Origin of the sequence: uncultured Alsobacter sp. (assembly GCF_945952055.1) — a bacterium.
In the GTDB taxonomy this organism is placed as follows: Bacteria; Pseudomonadota; Alphaproteobacteria; order Rhizobiales; family Beijerinckiaceae; genus Alsobacter.
This window is the reverse complement of record NZ_CAMFHB010000019.1, coordinates 90,727-110,929: the sequence shown is the minus strand read 5'-3', so window position 1 is coordinate 110,929 and position 20,203 is coordinate 90,727. Positions and strand designations below refer to the sequence as shown.

Annotated in this window: 16 protein-coding genes; 4 read left to right on the top strand and 12 right to left on the bottom strand. The window is 69.9% G+C overall.

The genetic code is table 11. The features are described 5' to 3' along the window. Nucleotides 1–100 precede the first annotated feature (100 nt). The 4 genes from Q0Q47_RS15610 to Q0Q47_RS15595 form a co-directional block, all read right to left on the bottom strand. Nucleotides 101–1,474, bottom strand: a complete 1,374-nt coding sequence (locus Q0Q47_RS15610; RefSeq protein ID WP_293861637.1) for a M20/M25/M40 family metallo-hydrolase — start codon at nt 1,472–1,474, stop codon at nt 101–103. A 4-nt stretch (nt 1,475–1,478) separates the two neighbouring features. Continuing rightward, entirely contained in the window at nt 1,479–2,414 is a 936-nt protein-coding gene (locus tag Q0Q47_RS15605) for an ABC transporter permease (protein ID WP_293861634.1), read from the bottom strand. Between the two features lie 12 nt (nt 2,415–2,426). Then, on the bottom strand, nt 2,427–3,404 hold the full coding sequence (locus Q0Q47_RS15600) for an ABC transporter permease (RefSeq protein ID WP_293861631.1): 978 nt from the start codon (nt 3,402–3,404) through the stop codon (nt 2,427–2,429). A gap of 100 nt (nt 3,405–3,504) precedes the next feature. Next, nucleotides 3,505–5,079 (bottom strand): ABC transporter substrate-binding protein, encoded by a 1,575-nt coding sequence (locus tag Q0Q47_RS15595; RefSeq protein WP_293861628.1) that lies wholly within the window; start codon nt 5,077–5,079, stop codon nt 3,505–3,507. Nucleotides 5,080–5,386: 307 nt separating this feature from the next. On the opposite strand from Q0Q47_RS15595, the gene Q0Q47_RS15590 reads away from it, so the two are divergent. Genes Q0Q47_RS15590 through Q0Q47_RS15575 form a run of 4 tightly spaced genes read left to right on the top strand, consistent with a single transcriptional unit; the run spans nt 5,387 to nt 9,613 of the window. Then, nucleotides 5,387–6,433: an Ldh family oxidoreductase gene (locus tag Q0Q47_RS15590; protein ID WP_293861625.1), complete on the top strand. Its 1,047-nt coding sequence runs from the start codon at nt 5,387–5,389 to the stop codon at nt 6,431–6,433. After that, the gene (locus tag Q0Q47_RS15585) at nt 6,430–7,599 is read left to right on the top strand and encodes a Xaa-Pro peptidase family protein (RefSeq protein WP_293861622.1); all 1,170 of its coding nucleotides are present in this window, start codon (nt 6,430–6,432) and stop codon (nt 7,597–7,599) included. Before Q0Q47_RS15590 ends, Q0Q47_RS15585 begins: the two co-directional genes overlap by 4 nt. A 14-nt stretch (nt 7,600–7,613) precedes the next feature. Next, nucleotides 7,614–8,627: an ABC transporter ATP-binding protein gene (locus Q0Q47_RS15580; RefSeq protein ID WP_293861619.1), complete on the top strand. Its 1,014-nt coding sequence runs from the start codon at nt 7,614–7,616 to the stop codon at nt 8,625–8,627. Beyond that, entirely contained in the window at nt 8,624–9,613 is a 990-nt protein-coding gene (locus Q0Q47_RS15575) for an ABC transporter ATP-binding protein (RefSeq protein ID WP_293861616.1), read from the top strand. Before Q0Q47_RS15580 ends, Q0Q47_RS15575 begins: the two co-directional genes overlap by 4 nt. Before the next feature lie 165 nt (nt 9,614–9,778). On the opposite strand, the gene Q0Q47_RS15570 is transcribed toward Q0Q47_RS15575, so the two are convergent. From Q0Q47_RS15570 to Q0Q47_RS15535, 8 genes are read right to left on the bottom strand one after another with little or no spacing between them, the layout of a single operon-like run. Further along, entirely contained in the window at nt 9,779–10,843 is a 1,065-nt protein-coding gene (locus tag Q0Q47_RS15570) for a Gfo/Idh/MocA family oxidoreductase (protein WP_293861613.1), read from the bottom strand. Continuing rightward, the gene (locus Q0Q47_RS15565; protein WP_293861610.1) at nt 10,840–12,900 is read right to left on the bottom strand and encodes a hydantoinase B/oxoprolinase family protein; all 2,061 of its coding nucleotides are present in this window, start codon (nt 12,898–12,900) and stop codon (nt 10,840–10,842) included. Before Q0Q47_RS15565 ends, Q0Q47_RS15570 begins: the two co-directional genes overlap by 4 nt. Then, nucleotides 12,897–14,966 (bottom strand): hydantoinase/oxoprolinase family protein, encoded by a 2,070-nt coding sequence (locus tag Q0Q47_RS15560; RefSeq protein ID WP_293861607.1) that lies wholly within the window; start codon nt 14,964–14,966, stop codon nt 12,897–12,899. Before Q0Q47_RS15560 ends, Q0Q47_RS15565 begins: the two co-directional genes overlap by 4 nt. Continuing rightward, nucleotides 14,966–16,018 carry an ABC transporter ATP-binding protein gene (locus Q0Q47_RS15555; RefSeq protein ID WP_293861604.1) on the bottom strand — a complete coding sequence of 351 codons (1,053 nt, stop codon included), beginning with the start codon at nt 16,016–16,018 and terminating at the stop codon, nt 14,966–14,968. The genes Q0Q47_RS15560 and Q0Q47_RS15555 overlap by 1 nt, the downstream gene beginning before the upstream one ends. Continuing rightward, a complete protein-coding gene (locus Q0Q47_RS15550) occupies nt 16,015–16,995 on the bottom strand; it encodes an ABC transporter ATP-binding protein (protein ID WP_293861601.1) in 981 nt (326 codons plus the stop codon). The genes Q0Q47_RS15555 and Q0Q47_RS15550 overlap by 4 nt, the downstream gene beginning before the upstream one ends. Beyond that, a complete protein-coding gene (locus Q0Q47_RS15545) occupies nt 16,992–17,963 on the bottom strand; it encodes an NAD(P)-dependent oxidoreductase (protein ID WP_293861598.1) in 972 nt (323 codons plus the stop codon). Before Q0Q47_RS15545 ends, Q0Q47_RS15550 begins: the two co-directional genes overlap by 4 nt. Then, a complete protein-coding gene (locus Q0Q47_RS15540) occupies nt 17,960–19,003 on the bottom strand; it encodes a Gfo/Idh/MocA family oxidoreductase (RefSeq protein ID WP_293861595.1) in 1,044 nt (347 codons plus the stop codon). Before Q0Q47_RS15540 ends, Q0Q47_RS15545 begins: the two co-directional genes overlap by 4 nt. Beyond that, nucleotides 19,000–20,202: a pyridoxal phosphate-dependent aminotransferase gene (locus Q0Q47_RS15535; RefSeq protein WP_293861592.1), complete on the bottom strand. Its 1,203-nt coding sequence runs from the start codon at nt 20,200–20,202 to the stop codon at nt 19,000–19,002. The genes Q0Q47_RS15540 and Q0Q47_RS15535 overlap by 4 nt, the downstream gene beginning before the upstream one ends. Between the last annotated feature and the right edge of the window lies 1 nt (nt 20,203).

Genomic DNA, 20,203 nt, shown 5'->3' with positions numbered 1-20,203 from the left:
CATGTCCCCGAACGAGTGTTCACCATGTCTCCGGTCTGTACACCAAGCCCGGCCAAGACGCGGAGCGGGTCAGGTTAAAGGGATTGGGCCCGACCACACCTCAACCCGTCTTGCCGAACTCTTCCATGATGGTGGCGGCGTACTTGATGCCCTGGATGTAGCTTGCGACCGAGATGTTCTCGTCGGGGGCATGCAGGTTCGCGCCGGGGTTGGCGAAGCCCGTGAGTACACACGGGATCCACACGTGGCGCAGGATCGTGCCCTCGGCGGAGACGCCGTTCACGATCGGCACCTCGCCATAGACCTTGGTGGCGGCGGCGATGATCGCCTGGGCCATGCTCTCGCGCACGGAGATCTTGTAGGGCGGCTCCGCGTTCATGCGGTACTGCACCTCCAGGTGGCCGAACCCGTGCTTGACGAGGTGGGCCTTGAGCCTTGCGATGGCCTTGTCCGGCTGGATGTTCGGGATGAGCCGGAAGTCCATCTTCACCCGCGCCTCGTTGGGCACGATGGTCTTCATGCCGGGGCCCGTGTAGCCCGCGAAGAGACCCTGGATGTTGGCGGTCGGCTCGTAGGTCCGGGCCCGGATCGCCTCGACGCCGTCGCGGCCCAGCGCAAATTCCTTGATGCCCCACTCGTCGCGCATGTCCTGCAGGTTCACGCGCTTGGCCTTGTCGACCAGCTCCTGCTCGTCGTCCGCGTCGAGCTCGTAAAGGCCCTCGTACCAGCCCTCCACGAGGATGCGTCGGTTCTCGTCCATGATGGTGTTGAGCGCCCGCACGATGTCCCATGCGGGGCTCGGCAGCAGCGGGAAGTTCAGCGAGTGGACGTCGGACTTCGCGCCGCGCGCGATGAGCTCGACGAAGAGCACGGACTTGAGGCCGAGGTCGATGTCCGGCAGCAGCGTGGAGGTGTCGACCGAGCCGTCCAGGCAGTGCATGCCGTCGGCCTCGAGCAGCGCCTTGTTCTTCTCGACCCACGGGCCGAGATGCAGGGAGCCGATCTCCTCCTCGCCTTCGATGATGAACTTGAGGTTCACCGGCAGCTCGCCGCGCACCGCCATGAAGGCCTTGGCCGCCTTGTTGAAGGCCAGCACGCCCGACTTGTTGTCGGTCGCGCCCCGGCCATAGAGGATGCCGTCGACGATGGCCGCCGACCAGGGCCCGCCATGGCTCCACGCGTCGATGGGCTCGGGCGGCTGCACGTCGTAGTGCGAGTAGCACAGCATCGTCTTCTTCGAGCGCGGCGTCGTCATGTGGCCGACGATGATCGGCGGGCCGCCATCGAGCTCGTGGCGGTGGGCGTCGAGCCCGTCGCGCCTCATCTGGGCGAGCACCAGCTCGCAGCACTCCTCGAGCCCTACCTTCTGGGCCGAGATCGAGGGCTGGCGCACCAGCTCCTGCAGGTCGGCGACCGCCTCGCCCGCATGGGCGTCGATCCAGGCGTAGATGTCCTTCATGCTGTCGTCGGCCATGGTCTCAGCCCGTGGTCTGCAGGCGCGGATCGAGGAAGTCCCTCAGCCAGTCGCCCAGGATGTTGAAGGAGAGGACCGTGGCCATGATGGCCACGCCCGGGAAGATCGCGAGCCACCAGCGCCCGGCCAGCAGCTGGTCGCGGCTCTCCGCGAGCATGCCGCCCCAGGTCGGCACCGTCGGCGGCACGCCGAGGCCGAGGAAGGAGAGCGCCGCCTCCGACAGGATCACGCTCGCGACGTTGAACGAGGCGATGACGGTGAGCGGGGCGAGGATGTTGGGCAGGATCGTCTGGAACAGGATGGTCGAGGTGCGGGCGCCGAGCGCCTTCACCGCGTCGACATATTCCTTCTCGCGCTGGGCGATGGTCTGACCGCGCGCGATGCGGGCGTAGGTGACCCACTGTCCTATGCCCAGGATGATGATGAGGTTCCACACCCCCGGCCCCAGCACGATCAGGAACATGATGGCGAGCAGCACGAAGGGAAAGGCCAGCTGGATATCGGCTATTCGCATGATCAGGTCGTCGATCCAGCCACCGAAATAGCCTGCGACGAGCCCCAGGACGGTGCCGAGGATGCCGCCGATCACGACGGCCGCGAGCCCGACGACCACCGAGATTCGGGCGCCGTAGATGAGGCGCGAGAGCACGTCACGTCCGAGCGCATCCGTGCCCAGCACGTAGTCGACCTTGCCCTGCCGGTCGACGGCCATCGGAGGCTTGAGGCGGGCCATGATCGCCTGCCGGTTGGGGTCGCGCGGGGCGAAGGATGGCCCGAAGGCCGCGGCCAGTCCGACGATCGCGAGGATCAGCATGGCCAGCACGGGCCAGCGCGCGCGCAGGAGGCTGCGCCAGGCGCGACGGGCGGTGCGACGACGGGCCGAGGGCTCGGCGGCTTCCGCCGTCGCCGCAGTGGTCATGCCGGTGGAGGCATCTGTCACGAGGCTCGCTCCTCAGCTCAGGCGGATGCGCGGGTCGAGGCGCGCATAGATCAGGTCGACCAGCAGGTTGAGGCTCACGAACGTCACCGCGAAGACGACGACCGCCGCCTGCACGAGCGGGATGTCGCGCTGGTTGATAGCGTTGAAGACCAGCCGGCCCAGCCCCGGCCAGGAGAAGATCGTCTCCACCACGACGACGCCGCTCAGCATGAACCCGAACTCGAGGCCGAGCATGGTCACGACCGGCAGCCACGCATTGCGCAGCGCGTGGCCCACCACGACGTCGCCTTCGGCAAGGCCCTTGGCGCGGGCGGTGCGGATGAAGTCCTGGCCGAGCACCTCCAGCATGGAGGAGCGCACGAGGCGCGCATTGCGCGATATCGAGAAGAAGGCGACCGTCAGCGCCGGCATCGCCACGTAGCGCGCGGCCTCGGGGATGTTGCGGATCGCGGTGAGGACTTCGCCCCGGAGCAGCGGATCGAGCACCGGCACGTGGCCGGAGATCGGCAGCCAGCCCAGTCCCAGCCCGATGAACAGGATCATCATGATGCCGAGCCAGAAGCTCGGCATGGATTGGCCGAACATCGCGAGCGTCATGATGCCGCCGTCGATGGCTGTTCCTCGCTTGAGCGCCGCCAGGATGCCGAGCGGCACCGAGACCAGGATGGCCAGCAGGATGGCGACGATCGTCAGTTCGAGGGTCGCGGGAAAGTGCTGGGCGATGACGTCGACGGTCGGGGTCTTGTAGGTGAGCGACGTCCCGAGGTCGCCCTTCACGAGGCCCGCCGCGAAGCTGAGATACTGCTCCGGAAGCGGCTTGTCGAAACCGAGCTTGGCGCGGGTCTCCGCGATCTCCTCGGCCGTCGCGCGCTCGCTGACGAAGAGGTAGGTCGGGTCGCCGCCCATGTGCAGCGCGACGAAGCTGATCACGGTCACGCCGATGATGACGAAGACGCTCTGCAGCAGTCGCCGCCCGACATAGGTCCACATGCGTGGGGGCACTCCATCACGAGATGATGCCGGCCGCCAGGGGCCGGCACCCGCGTATCAGGGTAACACGCCCCGGCCGCTTCGGCCGGGGCGCGCTCGATCACTTCAGCTTGGCTTCGTTGATGTAGATCTTCTCGTCGCGGCGCGGCTTCCAGTCGATGCGCGTGCTGACGCCGTAGAAGTCGGGCTGGAAGTACATCAGCAGCCACGGCCCCTTCTCGTAGAAGACCTTGAGCATCTGGTCGATGGTCTTGCGCTGCTCGGCGGCCGGCTTCTTCTGGGCCAGGTCGGCCCAGCCGTTGAAGAAGTCCGGGTCGTTCCAGTTGGTGTAGTTCGTGCCGGCGTCCGGGGTGGACAGGTCGGCCATGTCGTAGAGCGCGTTCCAGGTGCCGCCGCCCGAACCCAGCAGGAACAGCGGGCCGGCTTCCTTCTTGCGGATGAGCGGGGTGTAGACCGAGGCCCACTCCATCAGCTCGACCTTGGTCTTCACGCCGATGTCGGTGAGGTACTGGCCGACGGCGAGAGCGACGTTGGCGTCGTTCAGGTAGCGGCCGCGCGGCGCCTGCATCGTGATCTCGAAGCGCACCCCGTCCTTCTTCGGGAAGCCGGCCTCGTCGAGAAGCTTCTCGGCCATCTTCGGGTCATAGGGATAGGGCTGCAGCGCGGGATTGTCGTTCGGCGGGTTCACGAGACCCGTCGCGCGCTTGCAGGTCGTGTTGAGGAGCTGCTCGCAGATGGCCGGAACGTCGACCGCGTACTGCAGGGCGCGGCGCACGGCCGGGTTCTGGATCGCCTTGCCGCCGGGCGTGTTGGCGAACACGTCCTTCTGGTTGAAGCCGACATAGATGCGGCGCGTGCCGCTCACCGGGGCGACCTGCGCCTTGGCGCTCTTGTTGACCGTTCCGATCTGGTCGGGCGCGACGTTGGTGATGATGTCGACGTTGCCGGCCAGCAGTTCGGCCGTACGGGTCGAGGCCTCCGGAATGACGCGCCAGACAACCTTCTCGAAGTTGGCGGGACGCAGCGTGAAGCCGGGCACCTTCTCGATGACGATGCGGTCGGAGCGCACCCACTCGACGAACCGATAGGGACCGGAGCCGATCGGCTTCTGCGCCGCCTGCTCCTTCGTCATCTTCTCGTAGCTGTCCTTGCAGTGGATGTAGACCTCGGCGACCATGCCGAGCGCGATCGGATTGTACTTCGCGATCGAGATCTCGGCGGTCAGGTCGTCGATGACCTTGGCGTCCTTGTAGCCCAGCGACGAGAACACGAAGCCCGGCGTGTTGCCGGTGAACTTCATGGCCGGGTCGGCGGCGCGCTTGAAGGAGTAGACGACGTCCTCGGCGGTCAGCTTCTCGCCATCGTGGCAGGTCAGGCCCGGATTGAGCTTGAAGGTCAGCTTCGTGCCGTCCTCGGACTCCGTGTAGGACTGCGCCAGGTAGGGAACGATCGAGCCCGACTCGGTGATCTGGAACAGGGTCCCGAAGATGTGCTGGGCGATGTTCGCCGTATCGCGGGAGCTGATGTCGTCGGGATCGAGCGTGCTGGCATCCGTGCCGTAGCCGATCACCAGCGTGTTGGGTCCGGGCGCCTGGGCGAGCGCCAGGGCCGGGATGGCAGCGGCACCGGCCAGCGCCAGTGCGATGCGTCCCTTCAGGCCCATCCTACGCGTCATGGAACATCTCCATCATGCCGGGGGTTTGGTTCCGGTTCGCCGAGGCACCCCCTCTGTGCCGTGGCTCCGGTCGAGTCGACCGACCGGGGGACGAAGCGCGGGTTTGCCGCGAAATCCCCCTTGTCGATTGTAATACATTTCTACAGTCTAATAGGCGTTCGTCCTGCTTTGCAATGCGGGATTGAAGACGCCAACTCCGCTTTTGCCGAAAGACGAGCCTCCCGTGTCCCAGCCTTCCTCACCGTCGAGCCACGACCCTGCAAGCGCCTTGCCAGAGGCCGCCGCAGCCTTGCGGCCGATCGACACCATGGCCGTCGATGCCGACCGCCTCCTGAGCTTCACGCAGGCCGCTTTTCGCGCCATGGGGCTGGACGAGGAGCAGGCCGCGATCACGGCCGGAGCGCTCGTCTACAGCGAACTGCGCTTCCATCCCGGACAGGGTCAGGGCGTACGCCGGCTGCGCGCCTATCGCGAGCGCATCGGGGGCAGCGTGATCGATCCGCGTGCACGCTTCGAGATCGTCAAGGAGAGCCCGGCGCTCGCTCTGGTCGATGCGCACAACGGGTTGGGCAGCGTCACCGGGGTGCGCGCCATGCGGCTCGCGGTCACCAAGGCCAAGACCTGCGGCATCGGCACCGTCGTGGTGCGCGGCAGCACCCACTACGGCTCCTCGGCGGTGCACGCCCATGAGGCAGTCCATGCCGGGTGCATCGGCATCGCCTTCACCAATGCGGGGCCGGAGATGGCCCCCTGGGGCGGTGCGACGCCCATGGTCGGCACGAACCCCTGGGCCATCGGCGCCCCGGGCGGCCATGGGTTTCCGGTCATCCTCGACATCGCCCTGACGACGGCCGGCAAGGGCATGATGCGATGGCATGCGCGCGAGAATCGCCCGATGCCGCTGGACTGGGCACTCACGCCCGACGGCGAGGAGACCGACGATCCCGTGGCGGCCATGCAGGGCGCCCTGCTCGGCATCGGCCAGTACAAAGGCTATGGGCTCTCCCTGATGACCGACGTCATGACCGGCGTGGTGTCGGGCGGAGCCTTCGGCCGCACGCCCTATTCGGACCCCCTGCGGCAGGATGTCGCTCACACCTTCACGGCGATCGACGTCGAGTGGTTCATGCCGCTCGCGACCTTCCAGGAGCGCATGGCCCGCCTCGTCGACGACATCCGCACCAGCCGGCTACGGCCTGGTTTCAGCGAGGTCCTCGTGCCGGGCGAACTCGAGCACCGGCGCGAGACGCAGAAACGCCGGGACGGCGTGCCGCTGGACAAGGCCGTCTACGACGACCTGAAGGCGCTCGCCGGCGAACTCGGCATTCCCTTTGCAATCGAGGTCGGTGCATGATGACGACCGTGTCCCCCGCTCCTCTCGCCGAGCCCTTCTACCGCCGCGTCCAGGACCGCCTGCGCCGCACGCTGCAGCGCGAGGGCCACGACGGCCTGCTGATGCTCGCCACCGGCAACGTGATCTACGCGACCGGCTTCTTCCACTCGGCCAACGAGCGGCCTGTCGGTGCCTGGGTGCCCGTCGACGGCGAGCCCATCCTGTTCGTGCCCCTGCTCGAGAAGGAGAACGCCGAGGATGGCTGGATCGCCGACGTCCGGACCTACGACGAGTTCCCCGGCGTCGTGCACCCCGTCCTCTGGATGCTGGGCGAGATCGGCCGCCGCCGCGTCGCCGTGGATACCCTGCCGGTCAAGCTGCTCGACGCCGCGCGCGACGGCGTGGCGGCGCTGGCCGTGACCGACCTCGTCGAGCGCCAGCGCTACGTCAAGGAGCCGGAGGAGCTGCTCCTCACCCGCACCGCGGCGCGCTATGCCGACCTGTGTCTCGAAGCGATCCTGTCGGGCACCGCCGACATCGTGCGGGGCGGCGGCACCGAACTCGACATCCTCGCGCACGGCATGGGGACCGCCAGCGCGGCCCTGTCACGCGATCACGCAGCCGCGTTCGGCCGCACCAAGCTCGGCATCACCGGCACCGTCCACACGGGCCCGCGCGGCGCGCTGCCGCACGGCAAGGTCATCGCGCGGCGGCCATCCCCCGGCGAGACCATGATCGCGGGCATCGGCGCGAGCCTCGGCGGCTACCACGCCGAGAGCGGCGCGACCTTCGTGCTGGGCGATCCGAACGCCGACCAGCGCCGCTGCCTCGACGCCATGCAGGCCAGCAACGATGCCGCCATCGCGGCGCTGCGCCCCGGCGCCGCCTGCACCGCCGTCAACGACGCGGCGCTGGAGCCGATCAAGGCCGCGGGCCTCGGCGACACGCTGCGCCACCGCATCGGCCACGGCATGGGCATCGAGGGCCACGAGGCTCCGTGGCTCGCGCCCGGCGACGTCACCGTGGTCGCGCCCGGCATGGTGTTTTCCAACGAGCCCGGCATCTATCGCCCGGGGATCGACGGCTACCGCACGATCACGTCGATGATCGTCGGCGAGAACGGGGTCGAGGTCCCGAGCCGGTTCATTCCCGTCCATCCCTGGGAGAAGCGGGTGATCACCCTGTGAGGAGCCCTTCCGCCTTGACCTCCGCCGATCGAGAGCCGCTGCTCGTCATTCGCGACCTCCAGACCCATTTCCGCACCGAGGATGGGGTGGTGCCCGCCGTGGACGGCGTGAGCTTCCACGTCGGGCGCGGCGAGACCGTCGCTGTCGTGGGCGAATCCGGATCAGGCAAGTCGGTGACGAGCCTCTCGGTGATGCGGCTGATCCCGCCGCCGGGCGCCGTCGTCGGCGGCTCGATCACCTTCGGCGGGCGCGACCTCCTGGCGATGTCCGGCCCCGAGATCCGGGCCGTGCGCGGCAACGAGATCGGCATGATCTTCCAGGAGCCGATGACGAGCCTGAACCCGGTGAAGACCATCGGCGACCAGATCGCCGAGGCCGTCGCCCTGCACCAGAAGAAGGACAAGGCAGCGTCTCGTGAAGCGGCCGTCGAGATGCTCGACCTCGTCGGCATCCCCGATCCGCGCCGGCGCATCGAGAACTATCCGCATCAGATGTCGGGCGGCATGCGCCAGCGCGCCATGATCGCCATGGCGCTGTGCTGCCGGCCGAAGCTGCTCATCGCCGACGAGCCGACGACGGCGCTCGACGTCACCATCCAGGCCCAGATCCTCGACCTGATGCGCAAGCTTCAGCGCGAGCTCGGCATGTCGATCCTGTTCATCACCCACGACCTCGGCGTCGTGGCCGAGATGGCCGACCGCGTCGTGGTGATGTACGCCGGCAAGGTGGTCGAGGAAGGCGACGTGCGCGACATCTTCGCCCGGCCACGCATGCCCTACACCCGCGCCTTGATGAACTCGATCCCGCGTCTCGACCGGGCCAGCGGCACGCGCAAGCGGCTGGAGAGTATCCCGGGCACCGTGCCGAACCTGCTGCGCCCACCGCCGGGCTGCGCCTTCAACCCGCGCTGCGCCCACGCGCAGGACGAATGCCGCGCCGCCATCCCGCCGCTCGAGGATACGGGCGGCGGCCATACCGTGCGCTGCGTGCGTTGGCGCGCGCTCGCCGAGGAGACCGTTTCCGCATGAGCGCCGCACCGAAGGCCAAGCCTGCCCCCGCCCTGCTCTCCGTCCGCAACCTCGTGAAGGAGTTCCCCGTGCACGGGGGCATCCTCTCGCGCGTGGTCGCCCAGGTGAAGGCCGTCCAGGACGTCTCCTTCGACATCGGCCGTGGCCAGGTGCTGGGGCTCGTCGGCGAATCCGGGTCCGGCAAGACCACCGTTGGCCGCTCGATCCTGCGCCTCATCGAGCCGACAGCCGGCGAGGTGGTCTACGACGGCGTCGACATCACGACGCTCCCCCCCGAAGCCATGCGCCAGTACCGCCGGCGCATGCAGATCGTCTTCCAGGATCCGTTCGCGAGCCTCAACCCGCGCATGACCGTGGGCGAGATCGTCGGCCAGGCGCTGGACATCCACGACCTCGCCCGGGGTGCCGAGCGCGGCGAGCGGATCGCCGACCTGCTGCAGCGGGTGGGCCTGTCACCCTCGCACGCCCGGCGCTACCCGCACGAGTTCTCCGGCGGCCAGCGCCAGCGCATCGGCATCGCCCGCGCGCTCGCGGTGAAGCCCTCGTTCCTCGTCGCCGACGAGCCCGTCTCGGCGCTCGACGTCTCGATCCGCGCGCAGGTGGTGAACCTCATCGAGGACCTCAAGGACGAGTTCGGCCTGACGGTGCTCTTCATCGCCCACGACCTCGGCATCGTCGAGTACATCTCCGACCACGTGGCGGTCATGTATCTCGGCCGGATCATGGAGATCGCGCCGGCGCGCTCGCTCTACACGAACCCGCGCCATCCCTACACGCAGGCCCTGCTCTCAGCCGTGCCGATCCCCGACCCGACGGTGAAGCGCGAGCGCGTGATCCTGCAGGGCGACATCCCCTCCCCGCTCAACCCGCCGTCGGGCTGCGTCTTCCGCACGCGGTGCCCGGTGGCGACGAAGGAGTGCGGCGAGGTGGTGCCGCCGCTGACGGAGCGCGGGCCGGACCACCGGGCCGCGTGCATCAGGCAGTGAGGGGCTGAAGGCACCTCTGCAAGGCTCCAACCCCTCCGCGCGTCATGCCCGGGCTTGGCCCGGGCACCCACGACTTGCGCATGGCCCCGGCACAGTCGTGGATGGCCGGGCCAAGCCCGGCCAGGACAGTTGAGAGATGCAGCGCAGCGTCGAGATCAGCGCCCCTCACCCCAGATCCACCCACCGCCGCTCCTTGCTCGACTGGGCCACCGCGTCCAGAACGAGCTGGTTCTTCCAGCCGTCCCAGAAGGTCGCGCCTTCCTTCACCGGGCGCTTCTCGCGGATGGCGGCGGCGAGTTCGCGCATCACGCCCACGACCGACACGTTCCAGATGCCGGCGTTGAGGCCGGGCAGGCTGGCGTTGGGGTCCTCGACCTGCTCCTCCTTGAAGGTCTCGCCGGCCTTGGCGACGAGCAGCTTCTCGCCGGTGTTGTGCAGCAGGATGGTGCCCTCGCTGCCGAAGATCTGGGTGGTGTTGTCGAGCCCGTGACGCGCGGTCGCGTTGATGATGACCTGGACGATGGCGCCGCTCTTCATGTCGAGGGTGAAGGATGCGAAATCGTCGGCGTCCGCCCGCCAGGGCTCGCCGGTCGTCTTGTCCACGCGGTCCGGCACCATGGTGCGCAGCATGCCGTCGGCGGCGCCGACCTCGCCCAGCCACCAGCGGATGAGGTCGACCTGGTGCGAGCCATTGGCGCCGAGCCGCCCGCCGCCTTCGCTCGCCAGCGACCACCAGTCGCCCTTTGAGCGCGACGCCGGATCGCCCCAGGCCGCCACGATGTTCGAGACGACGACGTGCCGGACCTTACCGATCGCGCCGCTGTCGATGAGCGCCTTCACCTTGCGGCGGTTCGGGTTGAAGCGGAGCTCGTGGTCGATCATGTGCACCCGGCCGAGCGCCTCGGCACGGTCGAGCATGGCCTTGGCCTGCCCGGCGTCCATGGCGGTGGGCTTCTCGCACAGCACCGCGGCACCGGCATCCAGAGCGGCCAGCGTCATCGGCGCGTGAGTCACGGTGGGGGTCGCGACGCAGACGAGGTCGAACGTGTGGTTCGCGATCATCGCCTGCCAGTCGTCATAGGCGTGCGGCACGCCGAACGCCTGCGCGGCAGCCTCGGCGCTGGACTTGCGCGCGCTGGCGATGGCGACCACCTCGGCGCCCTCGACGTGCTTCAGCGCCGGCAGATAGGCGGCCTTGGCGAAGCTCGCCCCGATGATTCCGACCTTCATGACGTCCTCCTTGTCTCTCCCTCGCCTGGCGCGAGAGCGCGCCGGAGGGCCTCGATATCGTCCTTGAGCCGGGCGCGTGCCGCGTCCGGATCGCCGATGGCGTCCTGCAGCGGCCGGACGCCGGCCGACAGGCCCGGCACCACCCGGTCGAAGATCTCACGCCGCCGGCGCGAACGCACCGAGGTCGGCAGCCGCATCAGCAGGGCATTGAACTCCAGCATCGACGCGTCGTCGAAGACGGTGTCCCAGGCCTCGCGCTCGGGCCCGTAGTCGAAGCGCTTCAGGCCCGGGCGGCCGCGACGGATGGCGTCCCGCCGGGCCCGCGTCGCAGCCTCGTCCACGGCGTCGCCGTCGAGCACGACGCCATAGTCCGCAAGGGCGGACTCGCGGCTCACATAGCCCGACACTACGTCGTCGCGGACCACATCCGCCGGCCGCTCCAGCGGGTCGCCGAAGCCGCCGCCGCCAGGGGTCATGATGGTGACCACGTCGCCGGCGCGCGCCACGAACATGTCGAGCTTGCCGAGGTCACGTTCCTGCGGCGTCCCGGCGTTGAGCACCACGCGGGCATTGGCGCCCGGCTTGCCGCCGGCCATGCCCCACGGCCGGAACACGAAGCGCTCCATGCCGCGGCCCAGCACGGCGCTGCCGTCGCGCACGATGCGCACGCTGAAGACGACGCCGGTGCCGCCACGCCAGCGGCCGGCGCCGCCCGAGTCCGGGCGCAGCGCGTAGTCGACGATGACCGCGGCGGATTCCTCCTCGGTCTTCTCGATCGGCGTGTTGCGCTGGTTGGCGAGGCTGGAATCGCGCCCGTCGACGCCGTCGCCGCCCTCGCGTGCCCCCGTCCCGCCGACGAGCGACTGCAGCACCATGACGCTGCGCGCGCCCGTCGCCGGATCCTGCTCGACGAGCACGGACGGGATCATCACGCCGCCGCTCGGCGCCGGCATCAGCCCGGGCTTGGCGACCGACATGGCGCCCACCAGCGCCTCGTTGATGCGGATGGCCGTGGCGGCACGCACGCCCACGGCGGCGGGCGGCTCGGGATTGACGATGGTGCCGGACGGGGCCTCGACGGTGATGTTCTCGAACAGCCCGTAGTTCAGCGGCACCGTGCGGTCGGTGCTGTAGACGAAGTGCATGAGCTTGAGCGTCAGCCACACGTGCCGACGCCCGCCGGTCGGCACGTTGTAGGCAGCCTCGACCTGAGGGTCGGAGCCCGTGAAGTCGAGATGCACGTGGCCGTCGCGCGCCTTGAGGCAGCAGCGCAGGCGCACAGGCACCGGCGAATTGTAGTCGTCGTCGAGATAGTCCCAGAAGACGTGGTCGCCGTCCGGGATCCGCCGCTGCACCTGGCGCGCCTTGGCCGCGGCATAGGCCACGAGGTCGCGCTGCGCCTGCATGAAGGTCTCGACGCCGTGGGCGGCGATGAGCTCGTGCACCCGCCGCTCGCCGATGGCCAGCGCCGCCAGCATGGCGTTGATGTCGCCGAGATTGACGTCGGGCGTGCGGCAGTTCGACCGGTAGAGCGTCAGGAAGTCGGCGTTCATCACGCCCGCCTTCATCAGCTTCATCGGCGGAATCTGGAAGCCCTCCTGGAACAGGTCCGAGAAGCGCGGCGAGATCGAGGACGGCACGCCGCCGCCGACATCCGCCGAGTGGATGAAGTCCCAGGCATGGGCGACGATCCGGCCCTCGTGGAAGATCGGCCGGATGAGGTGCAGGTCGGGCATGTGGGTGGAGAGCCCGACACTCGCATAGGGGTGGTTGGTGATGATGACGTCGCCGGGCTCGAGGTCCGGGATCGCCTCCAGCGAGGGGCCGACGTCGCTGTCGAGGAAGCCCGAGACGCCCAGCACGCGCGGATAGGCGAAGAACCGTCCGCCGGGGCTCGCCAGCGCGGTGCCGAAGTCGCCGGCCTCCTTCACATAGGTGGTGCGGGCCGCCCGCTGCAGCGTGATGGCCATCTCCTCGGCCACGGCGGTGAACTTGTGGAAGAAGATCTCGAGGTCGACGGGATCGAGGACGATCCCGGAGGCTGCATCCTGCGTCACCGCCGGCCCTCCCGCGTCAGGTGAAGGGTGCCGATGGCGTCGGCCTCGCAGCGCCAGCCGTCGAGCACCAGCGTGGTGGTGTCGGCCTGCTCGATGATGGCGGGACCCTGGACCGCCGCGCCGCGGCCGAAGCCCGCGCGGTCGTAGACGGCGGCCTCGAGCGCCTTTCCGTTGCGCCACACGGTGCGGGTGCCGCGCGCCACGGGCTTCGCGTCGTCGGCCGGCGGGAACTGGACGGGCGGCACCTTGCCGATCACCCCGAGCCGAACGGTCGTGACCTGCACCGGGGCCGACGGATCGCTGAAGCCGTAGAGGCGGTGGTGCTCGGCATGGAAGGCCTCGCACCATGAGGCGGGATCGGGCGGATCCGAGGGCGCCGGGATGTCGAGTTCGTAGGCCTGGCCCGTGTAGCGCATGTTGGCGCTGACCGCGATGCTGTGGGCGCCGACGAGCGCGCCCTCCTTGGCGATCCAGGCGAGCGCGTCGCGGCGCAGGCGGGCGATGGCCTCGTCCACGGCAGCCCAGCCGTCGCGCGACGCCGGCAGGACGCCGGGTGCCGCGATCAGGTGGCGTGCCGTCTGGACGTAGTCGCGGCGAACGTCGGCGAGCACGGCTCCGAGCGCGCAGAAGGCGCCAGGCGTGGTCGGCACCAGCACGGCCTCCAGCCCCGCCTCCTCCGCCAGCAGCACCGCATGGGTCGGGCCCGCGCCGCCATAGGCGACGAGCGCGAAGTCGCGCGGGTCGGCTCCGGCCGTCGCGAGCAGCTTGATCACCTCGCTGGCCATCTTGGCGCTGGCCACCCGCAGGGCCGCCTCCGCCGCGTCCACGGGCCCCGGGAGGCCGAGCCGCTGCGCGATCTCGGCGAGCGCCGCGAGCGCCGCCTCGCGGTCGAGCCGCATGCGGCCGCCGAGGAAGCGGTCGGGGTCGATGATGCCGGTGGCGAGATAGCAATCGGTGACGGCGGGCTGCGTGCCGCCGCGCCGGTACGACACGGGACCAGGATCGGCCCCCGCGGAGAGCGGTCCGACCTTCAGGAAACCCTGGTCGTCGACCCACAGGATCGACCCGCCGCCGGCGCCGATGGCGCCGACGTTCACCACGGGCATGATCAGCGGGAAGTCGCCCACGAAGGTGGTGGTCGTGAACTCCGGCGCTCCGGCCCGCACGATCGAGATGTCGGCGCTGGTTCCGCCCATGTCGAAGGTGATGAGCCTGGTGCGCCCCGCCGCCTCGCCCATCCGCACCGAGGCGACGACGCCCGAGGCGGGCCCGGAGAGCACGGTGTCGATGGGGCGTTCGCGGGCCGTGTCGAGGCCGAGCGTCCCGCCATTGTTGGCGGTGATGTAGATCGGCCCCTTCACGCCGGCCTCGCCGACGCGGCGCTGCAGGCGGTCGAAATAGGACGTCATCAACGGATGGATATAGGCGTTGAGGCCAGCCACGAGGCAGCGCTCGTACTCGCGCACCTCGGGCCAGACCACGCCCGATTCCGTCACCAGCACGCCCGGCAGGCGGGCCCGCAGGCGCTCCGCCACTTCGATCTCGAGGGCAGGATCGCGATAGGAGTTGAGGAGCATGACGGCGACCGCGTCGACGCCGCGCCTGGCGAGTTCGTCCGCCACGCCGTCCACTTCGGCGGGATCGACGGGTTCGAGCACGGTGCCGTCGGAGCGCAGGCGCGCCCCCACTTCGAACACCAGGTCGCGGCGCACCAGCGGCGCTTCGCGCGGGGCCGCCACGTCGTAGGAGCTCGGCAGCCTCAGCCGCGCAATCTCCATCACGTCGCGGTTGCCCCGCGACACGACGAGGGCGAGCTTCGCGCCCCGCCGCTGGATGATGGCGTTGAGGCCGATGGTTGTGCCGTGGACGACGAGCTCGACGTCCCGTGGCGCCAGCCCGCGGCTATCCACGAGGGCCGCGATGCCGCGCTCGACGGCGAGCGACGGGTCGCCCGGCACTGACGGTTCCTTGTGCAGGACGAGCCCGCCGCCGGTCATGTCGGCCAGGATGAAATCGGTGAAGGTGCCGCCGACGTCGATGCCGATGCGGTAGCGGGCTGTGGTCATCAGTGGGTCCTGGTGGACGGGGCAGCCGTCCCTGCGAAAGCGTTGGGCAGCAGCGCGGGCACCTCGGGCGCACGCCAGCAGGCGACGTCCACCCCGGACGGCCCCGGCGCGAGCTGTTGGTCCTCGCTGCGGCAGCGATCCTGCACCACGGGGCAGCGGGTCTGGAAGCGGCACCCGGGGGGAGGGTTGAGCGGGCTCGGAACGTCGCCCTGCAGGATGATGCGGCGACGGCGCTTCTCCAGCCGCGGATCGGGCACCGGCACGGCGGACAGCAGGGCGCGCGTGTAGGGGTGGCGCGGGTCGGCGTAGAGCGGGCCCTTCTCGCCCATCTCGACGATGCGCCCGAGATACATCACCGCCACGCGGTCGCTGATGTGGCGCACCACGTTGAGGCCGTGGGCGATGAACAGGTAGGTGAGCCCGAGCTTCTGCTGCAGGTCCTGCAGCAGGTTCATCACCTGGGCCTGGATCGACACGTCGAGCGCCGAGACGGGCTCGTCGCAGACGATGAGATCGGGCTCACAGGCGAGCGCGCGGGCGATGCCGATGCGTTGCCGCTGACCGCCGGAAAACTCGTGCGGGAAACGTTCCGCATAGGCCGGGTCGAGCCCGACGAGACCCAGGAGCTCGCGCACCCGGTCCTTCACCGCCGCCTCGCCCTCGCGCAGGCCGTGCAGGCGGATCGGCTCGGCCAGCGCGGCCCCCACGCTCATGCGCGGGTTGAGACTGGCATAGGGGTCCTGGAAGATCATCTGGATGCGCCGGCGCAGCCGCCGCAACTCCTCCTCGCCGAGCCCGCGCAGGTCGGTGCCGTCGAAGCGCACGCTGCCGCCGGTGGGCTCGACGAGCCGCAGGATGGCGCGGCCGACCGTCGACTTGCCGCAGCCGCTTTCGCCCACCAGGCCGAGGGTGGAGCCGCGCTGCAGGGCGAAGGACACGCCGTCGACGGCCTTCACGGTGCCCACCTGGCGCTCGAAGATGAAGCCGCGCGTGACGGGGAAGTGGACCGCGAGGTTCTCGACCTCGAGCAAGGGTCCGGCGGATGTCGTCACGGGCGGGCCTCCCGCAACCAGCAGGCCGCCCGGTGTCGCGCATCGCCGACCGGGACAAGCGACGGCGCCTTTTCCAGGCACCGCGCCATCGTGTGCCCGCACCGCGGCGCGAAGCTGCAGACGCCCGGGCCCTGCGAGCCGGCCGGCGGCAGGCCGGGGATCGGCACGAGCCGCGCGGAATCGGGCCTGTCGAGCCGCGGCACCGAACCGAGGAGCCCGGCCGTGTAGGGCATGCCCGGCGCGTCGAAGATCGCCTCGGTCGGGCCCTCCTCGACGATGCGGCCGGCATACATGACGCAGACCCGGTCGGCCATGCCGGCGACGACGCCGAGATCGTGGGTGATCAGGATCATGGCCATGCCGAGTTCGGCCTGAAGGCTGCGCAGGAGCTCCAGGATCTGGGCCTGGATGGTGACGTCGAGCGCGGTGGTCGGCTCGTCGGCGATGATCAGGCGCGGCTTGCAGGCCATGGCCATGGCGATCATGACGCGCTGGCGCATGCCGCCCGAGAAGCGGTGCGGATAGTCGTCGAGCCGGCTCTCGGGCGAGGGAATGCCGACCATGTCGAGGAGCTCGACCGCGCGCCGGCGCGCCTGCTCCGGCGACAGCCCCAGATGGACCTCGGTGACCTCGGTCAGCTGGCGCCCGATGGTGAGCACCGGGTTCAGCGACGTCATGGGATCCTGGAAAATCATGGCGATGCCGTGCCCGCGCAGCGACCGCAACGTCTCCGGCGACGCGGCGCGAAGGTCCTGGCCCTCGAAGCGGATGCGCCCGCCGGTGATCCTGCCGGGCGGATCGGCAACGAGGCCCATGACGGCGAGCGCCGTCACGGACTTGCCCGAGCCGGACTCGCCCACAATGCCGAGCGTCTCCCCGCGATCGACCGAGAACGACACCCCGTCGACGGCCCGGACGGTGCCGGACTGCGAGCGGAACGCGACGGAGAGGTCCTCGACCTCGAGCAACGCGCTCATGCCGCCACTCCCGCCGTCGCCGCCATGTCGCGCACCGCCTCGGTCACGGGCCGCCGGCACAGCGGCCCGAACTCCCGCGCGAAGCGCGTCGCCGGCGTCTCGGGACGATTGTCCTGCGGAAGCTGCGAGACGTTGGCGGCCGCCGGATCGCCGACCCAGCGGCAGCGAAGGCCGCCGCGCTCAGCGGCGTCGACGACCTCTCCGAAGGAGAGCCGTTCGCCCGTCGCGTGATAGAGCGTCGCCCCCAGCTTCGGAGCCGCGACGAGGCGAGCGATGCCGGCGCCGAGGTCGTCGCCATCCAGCCAGTCGCGCAGCACGGCGCGCCCGTGCACCGCCACCTCGCGACCGCCGGCGCCGGCCGCGAGCAGCCGCCCGACGGCACTCATGCGGCCGCGATGCGGCGTGGGGCGCTCGTGCCGCCCGAAGATGGCCCCGAGCCGCAGGCTCGCGCCGCTGACGCCCGTGACCTCCGACCAGCGCCGCAGCAGGTCTTCGCCCGCGCGCTTGGCGATGCCGTAGAGGATCCGGGGCTTCGGGTCGGCCTCCTCGTCGAGCGGCCCCTGCCCGGCCGCGGGCCCGAAGACACCGGTGGACGAGAGGAACACCACGCGCCGCAGCCCGGGCACGGTGGTGGCCGGCTGCAGCACGTTGGCGAGACCGCCGTAGTTGACGTCCATGATGCGGACGGGGTCCGCGCGCTCCTGCTCCGGCGTCGGCGTGATCGCCGCGGCATGGACGATCGTCTCGGGGCGTGTTCGGCCGACGAGGTCCGCGACAGCCGAACGGTCGGCGACGTCGACGGCCACGGAGACCACCTGGCCCGGGAAGCTCGCGTAGACGGCCGCCGCGGCGGCGTCGGGCGGAGCGAGGTCGGCTGCCACCACGGGCGTGGACGGGAAGGCGCGCGCGAGGGCTTCCACGAGGTGGCAACCCACGAACCCGCCCGCTCCCGTCACCAGCACGGTCATGCCATCAGGTCCGCGAGGCCGTGACGGACCATGAAGGCGGGCACGTCCACGCGCGTGCCGGTGTCGTCGCTCTCGATGGCGGCGAAGCAGAGCGCCAGCGTGCGCAGGTGGTCGCGCCCGTCGCAGGGCGGTGGCGTGCCGTCCTTCAGGCAAGCCACGAAGGCGTCGAGCAGATGCGCCGTGTCGTCGATGAAGGCCCGCTCGTCGGCGATCGGCACCGTCGTCAGCGCATCGTCGCCGGTCGCCGCCGCGGCGAGGTCGGCGAACAGTTCGCGCTGCACGATGACGCCGCGCTCGCAGTCGGTGCGCCACTCGAACTTCATCCCGTTCCACCCGCCGGTCCAGGTGCCCTGGTAGTTGACCTCCAGCCCACCCTCGAGCGTGAGCAGGCAGGCCACGTTGGCGGCATGGGCGTACATGGACCACGACGGGTTCCAGGTCCGGCAGCTCACCGCCTCGACCTCGCGGCCATAGGCGTAGCGGATGAGGTCGAGGTGGTGGACGCTCTGCTCCAGCATCATCGGGTGGCGCATGGTGAGCGGGTACTTGTTGAGCCCCGGCCGCATGCCGTCCCGGTTGCGCAGGTAGGTGAACTGGCCGAAGCCGGGTTCGCCATAAACCTTGCGCGCCACGAGGTCGCGGATGCCCTGCGTCACCGGCAGGTAGCGGAAATTGAGCCCCACGGTCAGCGGCAGCTGGTGGCTCTCGGCGAGCCGCACGATCGCCGCGGCATCGTCCATGGTCGTGGCGAGCGGCTTCTCGGCCAGGATGGGCAGGCCCGCCTCGAACAGCATCCGGCACTGCGCGAGGTGACCGTCCGGCGGCGTCACCAGCAAAGCCGCGTCGTAGCCGCCTGCGGCAATGGACTCCTCCAGCGTGAGATACCGCCGCGGCGCCGGATACTTCGCCGCGAAGGTCTCGAGCCGCTTGGGATCGATGTCCATGACCGCAGCGATCTCGACGTCGGGCTTGGAGGCGACGATGTCCGCCCACATGCCGCCGCGGTTGCCGAGCCCGATCTGGAGGAGGCGGACCGTCATGCGAAGATCCTGGACTTGGCGTCCTTGAGGCGCGCCACGGCCTCGCGGATGCGCTCCACCGGCTGCAGCAGGCTGAGCCGGATGTAGCGGTCGTCCTTGTCGCCGAACAGCGTGCCGGGGAACACCAGCACGCGCGCCTCGGTCAGGAGCTTCTCGCAGAACTCCGGTGCCGGCCGCCCGCTCTTTTCCACGTTGGCGTAGACGTAGAAGGCGCCGCCCGGATGGCCGTAGGTGAAGCCCAGTTCGTCGAGCGCCTCCAGCATGTAGGCGCGCCGCTCGGCATAGGCGCGCACCATGGCGTCCACCGGCTCCTGCGGGCCGGTGAGCGCGGCGAGCGCCGCCCACTGCGCGGGCGTGTTGGCGTTGATCGACAGCGTGTGCCGCGGCTCCGTCAGGCGCGCCGTGAAGGCCGCCGGCGCGGCCACGTAGCCGACGCGCCAGCCGGTCATGGCGTACGACTTCGAGAAGCCGTTCATCGTGATGGTGCGCTCCTTCATCCCCGGCAGGGTGCCGATGGAGAGGTGCTCGCTGCCCTCGAAGATGATGCGGGCATAGATCTCGTCCGAGATCACCACGATGTCGCGCCGCTTGCAGATCTCGGCGATCTCGCGAATGGCCGACGGCGGCGTCACCGCGCCCGTCGGGTTGTTCGGCGTGATCAGCACGAGCACCTTGGTGCGCGGCGTGATGCGCTTCTCGATCTCCGCCGGCATCAGGGCGAAGTTCGTCGCCTCGACGGTCGGAATGTCGACGCAGACGCCGCCGCACATCTCCACCGCCGTGTCGTAGGAGGTGAAGCGCGGCGTCGGCATCAGCACCTCGTCGCCCTGGTCGATCAGGGCGAGCATGCACAGCATCACCGCTTCCTGCGTGCCGGCGGTCACCACCACCTCGTTGGCGGTGTAGTCGAGGCCGTTCTCGCGGCGCAGCGTGTCGGCGATGGCCTCGCGCAGCTGCGGCAGGCCGGCCGGCAGCGTGTAGTGGTGCTGGTTCTCGTCGATCGCCTTCTTGGCCGCCTCTACGATGTGCTTGGGCGTGTGGAAATCGGGGTCGCCACGGCCCATGGCGATCACGTCCGGCAGCTTCGCCGCCATGGCGAGCATCTTGGTCCGGTAGCTCTCGTCGTGGGCACGGATGCGGCGCGACAGCGCCTTCATCAGCCGGGGATCTGCGTCGCTCCGGAGTTTGTCTTCGCTCATC

Coding starts and splice junctions, on each gene's coding strand:
- Q0Q47_RS15610 (WP_293861637.1), bottom strand. CDS start 1,474: ATGGCCGACGACAGCATGAAGGACATCTACGCCTGGATCGACGCCCAT.
- Q0Q47_RS15600 (WP_293861631.1), bottom strand. CDS start 3,404: ATGTGGACCTATGTCGGGCGGCGACTGCTGCAGAGCGTCTTCGTCATC.
- Q0Q47_RS15595 (WP_293861628.1), bottom strand. CDS start 5,079: ATGACGCGTAGGATGGGCCTGAAGGGACGCATCGCACTGGCGCTGGCC.
- Q0Q47_RS15590 (WP_293861625.1), top strand. CDS start 5,387: ATGGCCGTCGATGCCGACCGCCTCCTGAGCTTCACGCAGGCCGCTTTT.
- Q0Q47_RS15585 (WP_293861622.1), top strand. CDS start 6,430: ATGATGACGACCGTGTCCCCCGCTCCTCTCGCCGAGCCCTTCTACCGC.
- Q0Q47_RS15575 (WP_293861616.1), top strand. CDS start 8,624: ATGAGCGCCGCACCGAAGGCCAAGCCTGCCCCCGCCCTGCTCTCCGTC.
- Q0Q47_RS15570 (WP_293861613.1), bottom strand. CDS start 10,843: ATGAAGGTCGGAATCATCGGGGCGAGCTTCGCCAAGGCCGCCTATCTG.
- Q0Q47_RS15560 (WP_293861607.1), bottom strand. CDS start 14,966: ATGACCACAGCCCGCTACCGCATCGGCATCGACGTCGGCGGCACCTTC.
- Q0Q47_RS15550 (WP_293861601.1), bottom strand. CDS start 16,995: ATGAGCGCGTTGCTCGAGGTCGAGGACCTCTCCGTCGCGTTCCGCTCG.
- Q0Q47_RS15545 (WP_293861598.1), bottom strand. CDS start 17,963: ATGACCGTGCTGGTGACGGGAGCGGGCGGGTTCGTGGGTTGCCACCTC.
- Q0Q47_RS15540 (WP_293861595.1), bottom strand. CDS start 19,003: ATGACGGTCCGCCTCCTCCAGATCGGGCTCGGCAACCGCGGCGGCATG.
- Q0Q47_RS15535 (WP_293861592.1), bottom strand. CDS start 20,202: ATGAGCGAAGACAAACTCCGGAGCGACGCAGATCCCCGGCTGATGAAG.